Raw genomic sequence first — 16,092 nt, forward strand, 5'->3', positions numbered from 1 at the left:
GCTAATGAGGTCGTTATTTAGTCATAAGTCTTACTAATTTTAACGTTTGGGAAGTTTTGACAAAGGCTAGTATAATTTTAAATTAATTAAAAGAAGTACAGTTTTTTCATTGTCTGATCCCATTTCAACTTTAACTATCCCAACTCCAGGGCAAATATATGTATCAATAAAGTGATTTGAGTCATCTGGTGCTCTAAACTCATATTTATAGCATTTAAAGGTGCCCAGTTTAGTCTTAATTTTTACTTGTTTTTTTAACACAGTGACCTGTTCTTGGTACACCATATAGCTCCGTTGTTTTTCGTTTTTTGGCAAACCGAAAACAAGAAATTCTTTATGGTCTTCTTCATCAAACTCAAATTGCTCACCATTTACATCTCTTACAATATAGTTTTCACCATCTTCATTGCTTACATACCAAGTTTTGCCATTAATAGATTTCGACCTTTTTATGATACTATAAGATGTGTCTTTTTTTACAATTTTACCGTTATGCCATTCAGTTTGAAGATAAGTCCATTTATTGTTAACTTTTAGAGGGATTAATTCTTTTTGAGCATTTGTAGATAGGTTAGGAATTAGAATAAATAAGAGAATAGCAAGGTACTTCATGGTTTTACTGGGTTAACTCTTTAATGGATTCTTCAATAACTAATAAAACGCTAAACATATGTTTTTTTACTTCTTCGTTTGAAAATCTTAGAAACTTAACTCCATAAGCTTCTAATTCTCCCTGTCTCTTGGCGTCATATAAAAAACTGTGGTCATGACTTTTACCGTCAATTTCTATCGCTAAGCCTATTTCATGGCAATAAAAATCTACAATATAATTTAACATAGGAACCTGTCTATGAAATTGTACACCCAAGGCTTTTCTTTTTATATTCTGCCATAATAGAACTTCTGGCAAAGTGCTATTTTTTCTGAGTTGCCTTGCAAGCTCTTTAAGTTCTGGATTATATGGGATTATTTTGTTTCGCATTTCTTTATTTGACACCCCTGTGGTCCCCTCAAGGGGACAATCCAACTCAATATCCCCTTAAGGGGATTATAGGGGTGTTTATAAATAAATATGATTTAGATTTTTCTTACTTTTAATGAAAAATAAAACACACGTCTAAAATACTAAATAATTCACCTATTGAAGATTTAAATAAAAAACATTCGAATTTTTACGATGCTGTAAAGAATAATGTAGGTCATAACAGTTTGACTAGTAATCGACAAAGCTTAGAAAGATTCAGGAATTACAATTTTATAAACGAATCTTTAAAAGTATTTGATTCAAGTAACCAGCACAGAAGGATGATATATACTTTTTTGCCGTTGGATGCTGAAGTAAATAGTTCAGGAATTTTTAAGTTAGATGAGTTTTATAATATTCGAGTAGGAAATAGTTCTTTAGATTACAGATTTGTAAAGTATTTAGTTGATAATATTACAATGTTTCGTTCTATAGATAGCTTTTCAGAGTGTTCCTTAGTATTGATAAGAGATGTCATAAAAGAAATTATCTAATCTAATGCGCCTCCAACCAATTATCACCAGTATCCAAATCAACATCAAGAGGGACTTCCAGTTTATAAGCATTTTCCATTTCGGTTTTTACCAAAGATTTAATGGTTTCCAATTCAGGTTTATAAACATCAAATACCAATTCATCGTGCACTTGCAATAGCATTTTTGTTTTAAAATCACCTTCATTCAATTTTTGATGAATGTTTATCATGGCAATTTTAATAATGTCTGCTGCACTACCTTGTATTGGTGCGTTTACCGCATTACGTTCTGCCGCACCGCGAACAACAGCATTTCTTGAATTAATATCCTTTAAGTACCTGCGTCGTCCAAGAACAGTTTGTACATACCCATTATCTCTTGCAAAATCTACTTGTTCACTAACATAGCTTCTAAGTTTAGGGTAGGTTTCGTAATAGGTGTCAATCAATTCTTTAGATTCACTTCTAGTTAGGTTAGTCTGATTACTTAAACCAAAGGCAGAAACACCATAGATGATACCAAAATTCACGGTTTTGGCATTGCTACGTTGTTCTCTAGTTACTTCTTCAATTGGTACATTAAATACTTTTGAAGCGGTAGAAGCATGAATATCTTCTCCGTTTTGGAATGCCGAAATCATTGTTTCTTCTTTGCTAAGAGCAGCAATAATTCGCAGTTCTATTTGACTATAATCTGCAGCAAGAAGGGTATAATCATTGTTGCGTGGAACAAATGCTTTTCTCACCTGTCTTCCTCTTTCCGTCCTAATTGGTATATTTTGAAGGTTAGGATTGTTGCTACTCAAACGTCCGGTAGCAGCTACTGTTTGCATGTAGTCTGTATGAACGCGCCCTGAAACCTCCTCCACCTGAGCAGGCAATGCATCAACATAAGTGCTTTTTAGTTTTGAAAGCCCTCTGAAATCCAATACATTTTGAATGATGTCATGGTCTTTGGCTAAATAGCTTAAAATGTCTTCGGAAGTTGAATATTGCCCTGTTTTAGTCTTTTTGGGTTTATCAACCAGTTTCATTTTTTCAAATAGAATAACACCAAGTTGTTTTGGTGATGCAATATTGAATTCTTCACCAGCGGCCTCATATATGCTTTTCTCTAGCTTAGAAATATCATTATTAAGATCTTCAGATAAAGAATTCAAAAAGGTTTTATCCAGATTAATCCCTTCAAGTTCCATATCTGCCAAAACACGAAGTAGCGGCACTTCAATGTCATCAAATAATTTTTGAGTGTTGGCCTCGCCTAATTCATTTTGAAAATGTTCTTTGAGCTGAAGTGTAATATCTGCATCTTCTACGGCATATTCCGTTTGTTTTTCTAAAGCGACATCGCGCATTGATAATTGGTTTTTCCCTTTTTTACCAATAAGACTTTCAATAGAAATTGGTGTGTAGTTGAGGTAGGTTTCTGCAAGTACATCCATATTATGACGCATATCTGGATTTATGAGATAATGTGCCAGCATGGTATCAAACAATTTACCTTTAACTACAACATTGTATTTTGCTAAGACCTTGATGTCGTATTTTAGATTCTGACCAATTTTTTCAATGGTTTCACTTTCAAAAAATGGTCGAAGTTCCTCAATAAGCTCTTGAGCTTCGCTTTTGTCTTCTGGAAACGGTAAATAAAAGCCTTTGCCAGCTTCCCAAGAGAAAGCAATACCAACCAATTCAGCAGTTATTGGATTAATGCCAGTCGTTTCAGTGTCAAAGCAAACACTTGTTTGCTGCATGAGTTTTTGAATGAATAAACGTTTTGCAACTGGGGAATTAATATGCTGATAAAAATGGGATTGCGTATTAGACGTCTTACGAGTATAGGCCGATTCTATTGTTTGAGATTCGGTATCATCGCCACCAAATAATGAAAATTGACCTGCTCCGGCTGGAGAGCTTTTAATTGTTGGTTTAGATGCGGTTTTAGTTTCTCCAGTACTCTGAACGTTTTCAGGAGAAGGAGTTTCAACAGCAAATGTTTTTAAGAAATTGTCTATTAGGCGTCTAAACTCAAGTTCTTGAAAAATTTCTTTTACTTTTTCAATATCTGGTTGTTCCAATTCAAAATCTTTAGCATCGAATGTTACTGGAACGTCTAACATAATGGTTGCTAATTTTTTTGACAGTAAACCTAGTTCACCATTTGCTTCAATTTTCTCTTTCATTTTGCCTTTTAACTCATGCGTGTTGGCTAAAAGGTTTTCCATACTGCCATAAGCGGCTAAAAATTTCTTTGCTGTTTTTTCTCCAACACCAGGCAACCCGGGAATATTATCACTAGAGTCTCCCATCATACCTAAAAAGTCAATGACTTGTAAAGGGTCTTCAACTTCAAATTTTTTCTGCACTTCTGGAATACCCCAAGTTTCGTAACCACCGCCAAATACTGGGCGATACATAAAAATATTTTCAGATACCAACTGCGCAAAATCCTTATCAGGAGTTACCATGAAGGTCTTAAAACCTTCTTTTTCGGCTTGTTTAGAAAGTGTTCCTATAACATCGTCTGCTTCATATCCTTCTTTAACCATAATAGGAATGTGCATTGCTTTTAATATGTCCTGAATGTAAGGAACAGCAATCTTTATGGCTTCTGGTGTTTCGTCTCTGTTGGCTTTGTAAGCTTCGTACATTTCAACTCTATCTGCACTACCTCCTTTGTCAAAACATACAGCTAAATGATCTGGTCTTTCACGTTTAATAACATCCAAAAGGGAATTCATAAAACCTAAAATGGCAGATGTATCTGTACCTTTAGAATTTATTCTAGGGTTTTTAATAAAAGCATAATAACCTCTAAAAATTAATGCGTAAGCATCTACTAAAAAAAGACGTTTTTGATCAGACATGGATTTAGTTTTGATAGAAAATCAAATCTACAAAAACTAAATAGGTTTAGCTATAAACAATAAATTTAAAACAAGATTAATTTTTTCTCCAACCCGTTCCTTAAGAATAGAAAAAGCCTTGGTTATATGGGCTTCCACAGATTTAATGGAGATGTTTAAGTATTCCGCAATTTCAATATTAGTAAGACCTTCTTGTTTGCTGAGTAAAAATGTTTGTTTGCATTTTGGGGGTAGTTTTTCAATTTCTTGTTTTACAACGGCAATTATTCTCTCTAAGGATTTATCGTCTTCTTTTTCTACAATATAACTTAACCCATCTATATGTTTTTTCTCTAAAGAAATTACGGGTTTACGTTTTCTGTACTGATCAATAAATTCATTGTAAACAGACCTATAGAGGTAGTTTTTAAGTGAAAAATTAGATTTTAAATTCTGACGTTTTCTCCAAACTTTTACAAAAACGTTTTGTACTACATCTTCGGCTAAAGCCTCGTCATTAGTAAGACTGTAGGCGTAAGTACATAGTTTATGATGGTAAGTATCTACCAAATAAGCGTAAGCTTTAGATTCTCCTTGCTTTAAGGAATTAATAAGATCTAAATCGTTAAAAAAAGCACCTGACATATGCTAAAAATATATAAAAAAGAGCATTTTTTTGCTAAAATATAAAAAAAGTACTCTGAAAAGTTAGGGTTGTTTAAAATTGCCTCGTAATAGGTTTATGTAATTACGTTTAAAAAATGACAAACCCCAAAGTAGAGAAGATTATTGCTAAATATTTAACCAATCAAGCTAGCGCTGATGAGTTAGATGAGTTGCAGTTGTGGTTAGAGGAAGAAGACAATGAAGAGACTTTTATTGAGTATATAAAGGTTAATTATGCTGTAGACTATAATTTAAAGTCTTATAATATTGATGCTTCTAAAAAAGAGTTACTTAATCTAATTAGTAAAGAAAAGAAGGTTCATAAAATGCAACAAATTACTGGATTTGTAAAATACGCTGCAGCCATTGTGGTCTTACTTGGGCTTGGGTATTTTTTACAACAAGGTTATTTTGATGCTAAACCTGAATTGGTAATTCCTAAAGATAAAATTACGCTTCAACTCGAAAATGGAAACATAGAAGTTTTAAGCGAAGATGGTTCAAGAAGTGTGGTAGATAAAAATGGTAATGTGGTAGGGACTCAAAGCGGAACGGAGTTGTCTTATGTAAATAGTTCAACAACTAAAAAGCTTGTGTATAATACACTTACCATTCCTTATGGAAAACATTTCAAAATAACGCTATCAGACGGCACTAAAGTGCATTTAAATTCGGGTTCCTCCCTTAAATATCCAGTTGATTTTATTGATGGTAAAAAACGTAAGGTTTTCTTAAGTGGAGAAGCATACTTTGATGTTCATGAAGATAAAACGCATCCTTTTATTGTAAATTCAGATGCCCTAAATGTTGAAGTTTTAGGTACAGAATTTAATGTTACTGCGTACCCAGAAGATATTGTAACAGACGTTGTTTTAGTGGAAGGAAGTGTTGGGCTTTACGAAGAAGAAAGTTCTATTAATAATGCTACTGTAATAAAGCCAGGTGTAAAAGGATCGCTTAGTAAAGCTAACAATGAAATCACTACAGAAGAAGTTAATGTTGCTGTTTATACATCCTGGAGAAATGGCGGGTTGTTTTTTAGAAACATACCCTTTGAGAATATTGCCAAAAGAATGGAACGCCACTATAACATGAAAATAATCGTAGAAAACGATATTCTGAAAAAAGAGATGTTTAGTGCCAATTTTAATGACGAACCAATAACTAAAATATTGAGCTATTTTAAGGATAGTTATAATATAAATTATACCATAAAAGATAACACCATTTACATTAAATAATTAACTAAACTAAAACAGAAAACTATATGAATTAAAACCAAACAAACTAAACTAAAAAATTAAACTAATCACTTTTCTAAAACTCTCAATTCCGGGATAAAAAAAACCGGAAAATGCTACCAACATTATCCGGCGTTAGAGTGATTAACTAAACAAGTCATTCACTAATAAATCATTTAAAAATATGAAAAAAAACCACTTTAGCAAAAGAGGTTATACCCCTTTTGTCAAATTTGATTTAAAAATGAAACTAACTACCCTCTTTGTTTTTGCGTCTATTTTTAGCATGCTTGCCAAATCTGGGTACTCTCAATCCATAACCCTAGACGTTAAGAACGAAACAGTAGCAAAAATTATAGATAAAATTGAAGCCACTACAGAGTATAGATTTGTATATAACACAAGGTTTGTAGACCTAAAACGCAAAACAACCTTAAAAGCAGAAAGAACCTCAATTGAAGATGTGTTACATAGCCTATTCAATAATACGAATACCACATATAAAGTAAATGATAGGCAGGTAATATTAAAGGAAGGAAAGAAAGCATCTATTATTTCTGAAGCACCTATAATTGAAATTCAAAAATTTGAAGTAAAAGGAACAGTTACCGATGCTAACGGGCAACCTTTACCTGGAGCCAATATCCTTGAAAAAGGAACTTCAAACGGAACCCAAACAGATTTTGATGGGAACTTTTCCTTATCTGTAGAAAATGAAAATGCAACACTGGTTGTGTCTTATTTAGGATATACCACTTCTGAGGTTGTAGTTAATGGGCAATCTACGTTATCTGTTGTCCTACAAGAAGATGCCGCGAGCTTAGATGAGGTCATTTTAGTTGGTTACGGTTCTCAGCTAAAGTCTGAATTAACTGGAGCTGTGTCATCCGTAAATACCGAAGAATTAACAAAAGCAACATCCGCTACTGTAGATAATGCACTTGTTGGAAAAGTTGCCGGGGTACAGGTGTCTACTAATAGCGCTGGTCCTGGTGGAGGAATGTCAGTAAGAATTAGAGGTGTTGGCGGTGTTAATAACAGTGAGCCTTTATATGTTGTTGATGGTATTCCTATTAGTGTAGGACCAAACGAAAACAGTAGTCCATTATCTTCAATAAACCCAAAAGATATTGAATCTATAAGTGTTTTAAAAGATGCTGCCTCTGCAGCAATTTATGGAGCCAGAGCTGCAAACGGTGTTGTATTAATAAACACCAAAAGAGGTAAAGGCGGAAGATCAACCATTAACATTAATGCATCTCAAGGATTTCAAAGTTTAGCTAATTCTTATGATTTAATGGATGCTAGTACCTATGCACAGTTTATAAATGATGCAGCGGTAAATGCTGGTAATACTGCACCATTTACAAATCCTTCAAGTTTTGGAAAAGGAACAGAATGGATGGAAGTAGTTACGCAAACAGCATCAGTATCAGATTTAAACGCTTCGTTTTCTGGTAGTAATGATAATGGGAATTATTTCTTATCTCTTGGATATTTTGATCAAGAAGGTATCGTAATAGGAAGTTCTTTTAAAAGGCTGTCTTTAGTTGCTAATGGCGATTTAAGATTATCAGACAAATTTAGAGTAGGATCTAGTATTTCGGTTTCAAGATCCAAGCAAATAGCAACGGGTAATCCAAGAGCACAAAATGGGAATACCATTTTTGATGCAGCACAACATTATCCAACACTTCCTGTATATGATGGTAATGGCGATTATGCGCCAACACCAAATGAAGCGCCTTATAAAGCAAGGGTTAATCCTCTGTTTGATGTAGAACAACTTACGCCTCAAGCACCTGAGGTTCGAAACCTAAGGGGAACGGTTTATTTGGAATACGATATTTTACCTAGCCTTACATTTAAAACAAGTGGGTCTTATACCTATGGAAACACATTGCGTACAGAAGTGGGTAGGATTTATGAATTAGGTCTAGCTATTTCAGATATGCAAACGCTACTTAAAGAGCAAAGAACCGGCTCTACTTGGTTAATAGAGAATACGCTTAACTATAAGTGGAATAACGAAGATCATAATTTTGATGCTATTGTAGGGCAAAGTGCCCAAGAGTCAGAATTTGAAAACTTAAGAGCTTCGGGGAGTTACTCTTTAGAAGGCAATGAATTAATAACTACCGATGCACAATTCTTAGATTTAGCAAATAGGTTCGATGATAATTCTCTAATGTCTTACTTCGGTAGATTGAACTATGGTTACAAAGGGAAATACCTAATTACAGCAAATCTGAGGTTTGATGCTTCGTCTCGTTTCGGAGCTAACAATAAGTGGGGAACATTCCCGTCTGTTTCTGCAGGATGGAATATTCACAAAGAAGATTTCTTTCCAGAGGAAGGTGTTGTTAACTCATTAAAATTAAGAGGAGGATGGGGACAAGTAGGTAACGATAATATTGGTAACTACGAATTCTCAACAAATGCACTTTCTAATTTCCCATATTCTTTTAGTCCAAACGGAACTAGATTTGTTGGAACGGCTATAGATGGCGTGCCTAACCCAGATTTAAAATGGGAAACGGTAACTCAGTATGGTGTTGGTATAGATGCAGAGTTGTTTAGTAACAGATTAACACTTACAGCAGAGTATTACAATAAGAAACAAACAGATATGTTAGTTAATGTCCCACAATCTGCGGTAACAGGATTGTCTGGGTCTAATGGAGCTCAAGGTGTTCTAAGACAAAATATAGGAGAGCTTACTAATAGCGGTTTGGAATTTAGCGCAAGTTATAGAAATCAAATTGGAGACCTTACTTATAGTGTTGGGGCTAACATAACAACAATTAATAATAAAGTTACAGAGTTAGGACCAAATGGCGAGTTGTTTAGCTTCTTCTTTAGCAATTTTACAAGAGTAAGAACTTACGAAGGAGGCGAACTTGGAGAGTTCTATGGTTGGGAAGAAGATGGTATTTTCCAAAACCAAGGAGAGGTTGATGCCCATGCTACGCAGAATGCAGGAACGGCACCTGGAGATATTAGGTTTAAAGATTTAAACAACGATGGTGTTATTGATGATGCCGATAGAACTTCTATTGGTAGTCCTGTTCCAGATTTCACATATGGATTTAACATTAATCTTGAATACAAAGATTTTGATTTTTCAGTACAGGCTAATGGTGTACAAGGTAATGACGTTTACAACTTAACAAAATCTACAATGTTGGATAATACAAGTCCTGAGAACAAAGGGAATTTTGTGCCTTGGACAGCTTCAAATCCAACAAATTACCCTAGAGCAATTCAGACAGATCCTAATGAAAATAGAAGATCGTCAAGCTATTATGTAGAAGATGGTTCATACATGCGTATTAGACTTATTCAATTAGGTTATACATTACCATCTAATGTTTCAGAAAAGGTAGGAGTAAGTAATCTTAGACTTTACACAAGTGTACAGAACCCATTTACTTTTACTAGTTATTCTGGTGTAGATCCCGAAGTTGGTGTTGCAGGAAATAACAATAACCTGTCATCCGGACTTGATCATTTTGTATATCCAATTGCGCGTATATTCACGTTTGGAGTTAACATATCCTTATAGTCTATTCTAAATAAAAAAATATATAATTATGAAAAAAGTTCTATTCATATTACTAGTAGTTCCTTTTATAATAACATCTTGTCAAGAAGATTTTGTTGAAAAGGTAGATAAAAATGGTTTGAATTCAGATAGCTTTATGAGGTTTGAATTACAAGCAAGAGAGGCAGTAACATCTGTTTACGACCCATTAGTTCATTATGGTCTTTACAGCTGGGGGTTCATGATATTTGGAGATGCGCCAACAGATAATATTGAGAATGATTGGGGAGACGGAAACTGGGGGCCTTCAATTGTTAACATACATAACTTCAATTGGCAAGGAAGTAATACGTTTGTTGTACGCAGATGGAATAGCTGTTATAAAGGTATTGCACGCGCAAACTTTGTGTTAGAAAACCTTGGTAAAGTTGAAGATTTTGATGAATTCTCTCCAGAACAATTCAGAGGTGAAGTGTTATTTTTAAGAGCGCTTTATTATTATAATTTGGTAACAGCATTTGGAGATGTGCCTATTGTAACCTCAATACTTTCTCCGGCGGAATCAAATAACGTTAGCAAGTCATCTGAAATTGAAGTATGGAATCAAATAGAAGCTGATTTAGTAGAGGCTGCTTCATTGCTACCTTCGTCCTATGGAACAGATGAACAAGGAAGAGCAACCAGAGGAGCTGCCTATGGTATGCTATCTAGAGTACGCTTGTTTACGGGAGATTACGCAGGTGCAGAAAGTGCAGCGAATTCTGTTGATGGTTTAGGCTATAGCTTAGTTTCTGCCGAAGATTATGTAAAGATGTTTGATGGTAGATTAGAGTTTGGTTCTGAGTCTATTTTTGAAGTAAATCTGGTAACAGAATTTGGTAATGTATGGAATGCACATAACACAGAAAGATCGGCGTTAATGCACCTTTTTCCAAGGTTAACATGGGGTAATTACATGCACCCAAGACGCAAAGGAAGTTATGATATTCTCGATATTTTTGAGGATGGAGATATTAGAAGAGAAGCTTCAATCCTTGTGCCTTACGTAGATCAGTTATTTTCTCCAACATTGGGAGAAATGAGAACCTTTCCAGATGTAGAAACTCATGGCGATTTTAGACCTAATATTGTAAATGATGAGGTATACCAAATGAGAAAATTCATTTCCAATGATGATAATCTTTGGGGTGGCGGTGCTGGATTTAGAGAAGGTGTAGCCATTAATATCCCAGTTGTAAGATATGCTGAAGTTATACTTAATAAAGCAGAGGCATTAGTAGAGCAAAATAAACTACCTGAAGCTGAAGCAGCTCTTAATTTAATAAGAGTAAGAGCTGAATTACCAGCCGTGAGTGGGTTAAGTCAATCTGCTTTACGTCAGCAAATAAAAGATGATAGACGTATTGAACTTATGTTTGAAGGTCACAGATGGACAGACCTTAAGCGTTGGGGAGATCTTTCTAAAATTTCTGATGCTGGTCTATCTTATGGAGGTCAAGAATATTATCCAATTCCATCTAACGAGGGGAATATTAATCCTAACTTAATGGAAAATTAAGATTTTGAAATATTCATTATTTTTTTGAGTAATTCGAGTTAGTTAGTTTTAGTTAATAAAAGGCTAGATATTTATCTAGCCTTTTTAACTATTTTAAAAAGTTTTGCAATTAGTGTTCATGAAAAGAATAGCAGTTTTTAGTTTACTTATTAGTCTTTTTGTTTCTTGTAATAGTTCTAAGAAGCCAGAGAAATTATTCTCTTTGATGCCTTCTTCTTATACCCAAATTACCTTTAATAATATAATTACAGAAACAGACAGTTTAAACTACTACACCTACCCTTACATGTATATGGGAGGAGGTGCAGCAACTGCAGATTTTAATAATGATGGCCTAACAGATATTCTTTTTACAGGTAATATGGTTTCTAATAGACTCTATATCAATAAGGGTGATATGGTTTTTGAAGATATTACAAAAAGTTCGGGCATTAATAGTGTAAACTGGCATACGGGAGTAGCAATTAATGATGTAAACGAAGATGGTTGGTTAGATATTTATATAAGTGTATCCGGAAACGGAATAGAAAAAAGGAATCTTTTATATATAAACAATCAAGACTTAACTTTTACAGAAAGTGCTAAGCAATATGGTTTAGATGATAACGGGTGCTCAATACAATCTGTTTTTTTTGATTATGACCTTGATGGAGATTTAGATCTTTTTGTTGCCAATTATCCCAAGGCACCACTTTCTATTGGAAACGACTACTACCTGAGTAAAATGAAAAACTTAGAGGATGAAGAAAGTGATCATTTGTATAGAAACGATGGCAATGGAAAGTTTATTGATGTTTCTAGCGCATCTGGAATTGCAAACTATGGTTTAAGTCTTGGAATAAGTGTTGCAGATTATGATGCTAATGGTTATGAAGATATTTATGTGTCTAACGACTTTAATACCCCAGATAGATTTTTCTTAAATCAAGGCGATGGAAGTTTTAAAGAGTCTATAAAAGAAACTACATACCAAACAGCATTATTTGGAATGGGTTGCGATGTGGCAGATTATAACAACGACGGTTTATTTGATTTGGTACAAGTAGATATGACCCCAGAAAATAACCGAAGAGCTAAAGAAAATATGGCAAGTATGAATGCTGAAGGGTTTTGGAGTACGGTAAATAGTGGTTTTCACTACCAATACATGTATAATGCACTCCAGTTAAATAGGGGCTTTGACGATAGCCATCAAATTAAATTTAGTAATGTGTCAAGAATTGCTGGAATAGCAACTACAGATTGGAGTTGGTCGCCATTAATGATGGATTTAGATAATGACGGGTGGAAAGATATTTTTATTACCAACGGAATTAAAAAGGAGGTAAATAATAGAGACTTCTACAATAAGCTGAAAAAAGAAATTAAATCTGTTAAAGATATTAATGGTAATATTTATGCAGGCATGCCATCGGAGCCTGTTGAAAATAAGGTGTTTAAAAACAATGCCGATTTAACTTTTAAAGATGCAAGTAAAGAGTGGGGATTAAATCTTAATGGGTTTTCTCATGGTGCATCTTACGCAGATTTAGACAATGATGGTGACTTAGATTTGGTAGTTAACAATACAGATAATGTGGCCGCTATTTATAGAAATAACACCAATACTAATGAAAATCATTATTTGAGAATTAAGTTAGAAGGGCCTGAGAAGAATACTTTTGGAATTGGAACTGAAGTTACCATTTATTATAATAAACAACTTCAAAAACAAAATATCACGCTTACTCGGGGCTTTCAATCTTCAGTAGAAGGAACTGTTCATTTTGGATTAAATAAAACAAAACTGGTGGATAGTGTAATGGTGAAATGGCCAGACGGAAAACAAGAAATTCTTAAGGCTATTCCAACCAATCAGATAATAACTTGCTCATATTCAAATGCGGCTAAAAACTACTCAAAAGAAAAAGGGCATAGTAGATTTTTTAAAGAAGTTACAGAACAAGTTGGCGTTTCATTCTATCATCAGGAAAACAATTATAACGATTTTTATATAGAACCATTATTACCACATCAAACATCTAAACTCGGGTCTGGTATAACTGTGGCAGATTGCAATAATGATGGGTTACAGGACTTTTTTGTAGGTAATGCACATAAGCGGAATGGAGCTTTATTTCTTCAAACAAAAGAAAAAACCTTTATTGAAAAAGAAGGGCCTTGGGAAAAAGATAGCCTTTCTGAAGATATGGCGTCATTATTTTTTGATGCAGATAATGATGGAGATGAAGATTTGTTTGTGGTAAGCGGAGGCAATGAATTTTTGAGACAGCCAGAGTTTTTACAAGACAGATTATATCTAAACGATGGAAAGGGGAATTTTGAGAAGTCAACAAGAAGTTTACCCGAGATGATTACAAGTGGAGGTTGTGTAAAAGCCTATGATTTTGATAACGATGGAGACAAAGATTTATTCATTGGAGGACGCCTTATTCCAGGAAAATACCCACTAGCACCAAGAAGCTATATTTTAAGAAACGAAGGTGTTGAAAATGGGGAACCAAAGTTCGTTGATGTTACAACCAAGGTAGCTCCAGCATTAGAGTACCCAGGAATGGTTACCGATATGTTGTGGTCTGATTTTAATAATGATGGACTTGTAGATATTGTAGTTACCGGAGAGTGGATGCCAGTGCGATTTTTTGAGAATTTAGGAGATGTCTTTGAAGAACAAACTAAACATTTTAACCTGAATGAAGACATTGGTTGGTGGTACAGTTTAGCAGAAGGTGATTTTGATGGTGATGGTGATTTAGATTATGTTGCAGGTAATCTTGGTACAAATTATAAGTACAAAGCCTCTAAGGATAGACCATTTGAACTGTATTCAGCAGATTTTGATAAAAATAAAAGCTTGGATATTGTATTTGGTTACCATCAAGATGGAGAGCAATATCCTCTTAGAGGGCGGCAATGTTCTTCTGAGCAAATTCCTATTATAAAATTAAAGTATAAGGATTATAAGTCTTTTGCAAATGCTAGTTTATCCGATATATATGGAGAACAAGATTTAAAGAATGCCCTCCATTTAAGTGCCACAAATTTTTCCAGTATTTATATAGAAAACAAACAAAATGAGCCGTGGTTCACGAGGCCTTTAAATAGTTTTGCTCAAATTTCTTCAGTGAACGCTATGGTTGTAGAGGATTATAACAAAGATGGCCATCTTGATATTACACTTGCGGGAAATTTATATAGCTCTGAAGTAGAAACTCCAAGAAATGATGCTAGTTTAGGTTTGCTTTTACTCGGTAATGGTAAGGGGGAATTTCAGCCTTTAGATGCCAACAAAAGTGGTTTGTATCTGGGAGGAGATGTTAAAGATATTGAACTAATATCTCTCGGAGCTTCAGAAGCTGAAAAGACGCTATTAGTTATGGCGAATAATGGTAAGCTCAGAGTGGTTAAACTTAATTAAACTCTTAACGATAAGTTAAATTAAAAAGCCTTAATAAGTATTACCTTAGAGAACTGTTATCTTTGATGAAAAAAGAATGCTAAGGTTAATTCTCATTTTACTTGTTTTTATTGTTCTAGACTTTTATACTTTTCAAACATTCAAAGTTCTCTTTAAAAGCAATATTATTGCATATTCCTATATTTTTGTTTCTATTTTAATCTTAGGAAATTTTATCTATCAAATATTTACGTTTGATCGTTCTAATGGAATTCCTTTAAGGTTCTCTATAGCGTTTAGCTTACTAGTTCTTTTTTATGTGCCCAAACTATTTGTGGCTGTTACTTTATTTGGTGAAGATGTATATAGATTGTTTTCAAGGTTGTTTAGTGGTAACGCTGAGGTATTAAAAACCTCAAACTATATAAGTGGAAGGCGTAAGTTTATATCTCAAATAGCCCTTGGAGTAGCCGCTGTTCCTTTTGCTTCAATCTTATATGGTATTTTTAAAGGTAAGTATAATTTTAAAGTACTAAAATATACACTGCATTTTGAAGATCTGCCAGAAGCGTTTAACGGTTACAAAATCACACAAATAAGCGATATTCATTCGGGGAGTTTTGATAATAAGGATAAGGTGAGTTATGCGGTTGATTTGATAAATGAACAAAAAAGTGATGTCATTCTGTTTACAGGAGATATGGTAAATAATAAGGCAGAAGAAATGAAGCCCTATATAAACGTGTTTAGTAAACTAAAAGCAAAAGACGGACTGTATTCGGTGCTAGGCAATCATGATTATGGTGATTACGTGCATTGGAAATCTAGTGAAGAAAAGCAACAAAATTTAGAAGATTTAAAAGGTATACAGAAAGAAATAGGGTTTAATTTATTGCTAAACGAGCATAAGTTCATTGAAAGAAACGGAGAACGTTTGGCAATTGTAGGTGTAGAGAATTGGGGAGCAGGTGGATTTAAAAAAGCGGGAGATCTTAAAAAGGCAGCTACAGGAATAGATAAGAACGACTTTAAAATACTTTTAAGTCATGACCCGTCTCATTGGGAAAAAGAAGTTGTAAAAGATGACTACCATTACCATTTAACACTTAGCGGTCATACACACGGTATGCAGTTTGGTATAGAAATTCCGGGATGGTTTAAATGGAGTCCTGTAAAATGGCGTTATAAATATTGGGCTGGAATCTATGAAGAGCTTGGGCAATTTATAAACGTTAATAGAGGGTTTGGGTATTTAGCATTTCCTGGTCGTGTTGGTATATGGCCAGAAATAACAGTTATAGAGCTTAAAAAAGGAACTAAACCAGCCTAAAAAAGGCTAAA

Annotated in this window: 9 protein-coding genes; 5 read left to right on the plus strand and 4 right to left on the minus strand. The window is 34.2% G+C overall.

The genetic code is table 11. From position 1 onward, the window contains the following. Window positions 1-66: 66 nt before the first annotated feature. From FUA24_RS14475 to FUA24_RS14490, 4 genes are all read right to left on the minus strand, one after another. A complete protein-coding gene (locus FUA24_RS14475) occupies window positions 67-612 on the minus strand; it encodes a hypothetical protein (RefSeq protein WP_148543542.1) in 546 nt (181 codons plus the stop codon). 4 nt (window positions 613-616) lie between these two features. Then, window positions 617-982: an endonuclease domain-containing protein gene (locus FUA24_RS14480; RefSeq protein ID WP_148544292.1), complete on the minus strand. Its 366-nt coding sequence runs from the start codon at window positions 980-982 to the stop codon at window positions 617-619. Between the two features lie 537 nt (window positions 983-1,519). Then, window positions 1,520-4,366 carry a DNA polymerase I gene (gene polA, locus FUA24_RS14485; RefSeq protein ID WP_148543544.1) on the minus strand — a complete coding sequence of 949 codons (2,847 nt, stop codon included), beginning with the start codon at window positions 4,364-4,366 and terminating at the stop codon, window positions 1,520-1,522. Between the two features lie 36 nt (window positions 4,367-4,402). Further along, the gene (locus FUA24_RS14490; RefSeq protein ID WP_148543546.1) at window positions 4,403-4,990 is read right to left on the minus strand and encodes an RNA polymerase sigma factor; all 588 of its coding nucleotides are present in this window, start codon (window positions 4,988-4,990) and stop codon (window positions 4,403-4,405) included. A gap of 116 nt (window positions 4,991-5,106) precedes the next feature. Between FUA24_RS14490 and FUA24_RS14495 the strand changes: the two genes are divergently transcribed. From FUA24_RS14495 to FUA24_RS14515, 5 genes are all read left to right on the plus strand, one after another. Then, complete coding sequence (locus tag FUA24_RS14495) at window positions 5,107-6,252, plus strand: FecR family protein (protein ID WP_148543548.1); 1,146 nt, start codon at window positions 5,107-5,109, stop codon at window positions 6,250-6,252. A gap of 244 nt (window positions 6,253-6,496) precedes the next feature. Next, window positions 6,497-9,817: a TonB-dependent receptor gene (locus FUA24_RS14500; RefSeq protein WP_187388288.1), complete on the plus strand. Its 3,321-nt coding sequence runs from the start codon at window positions 6,497-6,499 to the stop codon at window positions 9,815-9,817. 28 nt (window positions 9,818-9,845) lie between these two features. Beyond that, the gene (locus FUA24_RS14505; protein WP_148543552.1) at window positions 9,846-11,354 is read left to right on the plus strand and encodes a RagB/SusD family nutrient uptake outer membrane protein; all 1,509 of its coding nucleotides are present in this window, start codon (window positions 9,846-9,848) and stop codon (window positions 11,352-11,354) included. A 118-nt stretch (window positions 11,355-11,472) separates the two neighbouring features. Continuing rightward, entirely contained in the window at window positions 11,473-14,772 is a 3,300-nt protein-coding gene (locus FUA24_RS14510) for a VCBS repeat-containing protein (RefSeq protein ID WP_148543554.1), read from the plus strand. Between the two features lie 76 nt (window positions 14,773-14,848). Beyond that, entirely contained in the window at window positions 14,849-16,081 is a 1,233-nt protein-coding gene (locus FUA24_RS14515) for a metallophosphoesterase (RefSeq protein ID WP_148543556.1), read from the plus strand. The last annotated feature ends 11 nt before the right edge of the window (window positions 16,082-16,092 follow it).

Source organism: Seonamhaeicola marinus (genome assembly GCF_008085455.1).

Coding starts and splice junctions, on each gene's coding strand:
- FUA24_RS14500 (WP_187388288.1), top strand. CDS start 6,497: ATGAAACTAACTACCCTCTTTGTTTTTGCGTCTATTTTTAGCATGCTT.
- FUA24_RS14505 (WP_148543552.1), top strand. CDS start 9,846: ATGAAAAAAGTTCTATTCATATTACTAGTAGTTCCTTTTATAATAACA.
- FUA24_RS14490 (WP_148543546.1), bottom strand. CDS start 4,990: ATGTCAGGTGCTTTTTTTAACGATTTAGATCTTATTAATTCCTTAAAG.
- FUA24_RS14480 (WP_148544292.1), bottom strand. CDS start 982: ATGCGAAACAAAATAATCCCATATAATCCAGAACTTAAAGAGCTTGCA.
- FUA24_RS14475 (WP_148543542.1), bottom strand. CDS start 612: ATGAAGTACCTTGCTATTCTCTTATTTATTCTAATTCCTAACCTATCT.
- FUA24_RS14495 (WP_148543548.1), top strand. CDS start 5,107: ATGACAAACCCCAAAGTAGAGAAGATTATTGCTAAATATTTAACCAAT.
- FUA24_RS14515 (WP_148543556.1), top strand. CDS start 14,849: ATGCTAAGGTTAATTCTCATTTTACTTGTTTTTATTGTTCTAGACTTT.
- FUA24_RS14510 (WP_148543554.1), top strand. CDS start 11,473: ATGAAAAGAATAGCAGTTTTTAGTTTACTTATTAGTCTTTTTGTTTCT.
- polA (WP_148543544.1), bottom strand. CDS start 4,366: ATGTCTGATCAAAAACGTCTTTTTTTAGTAGATGCTTACGCATTAATT.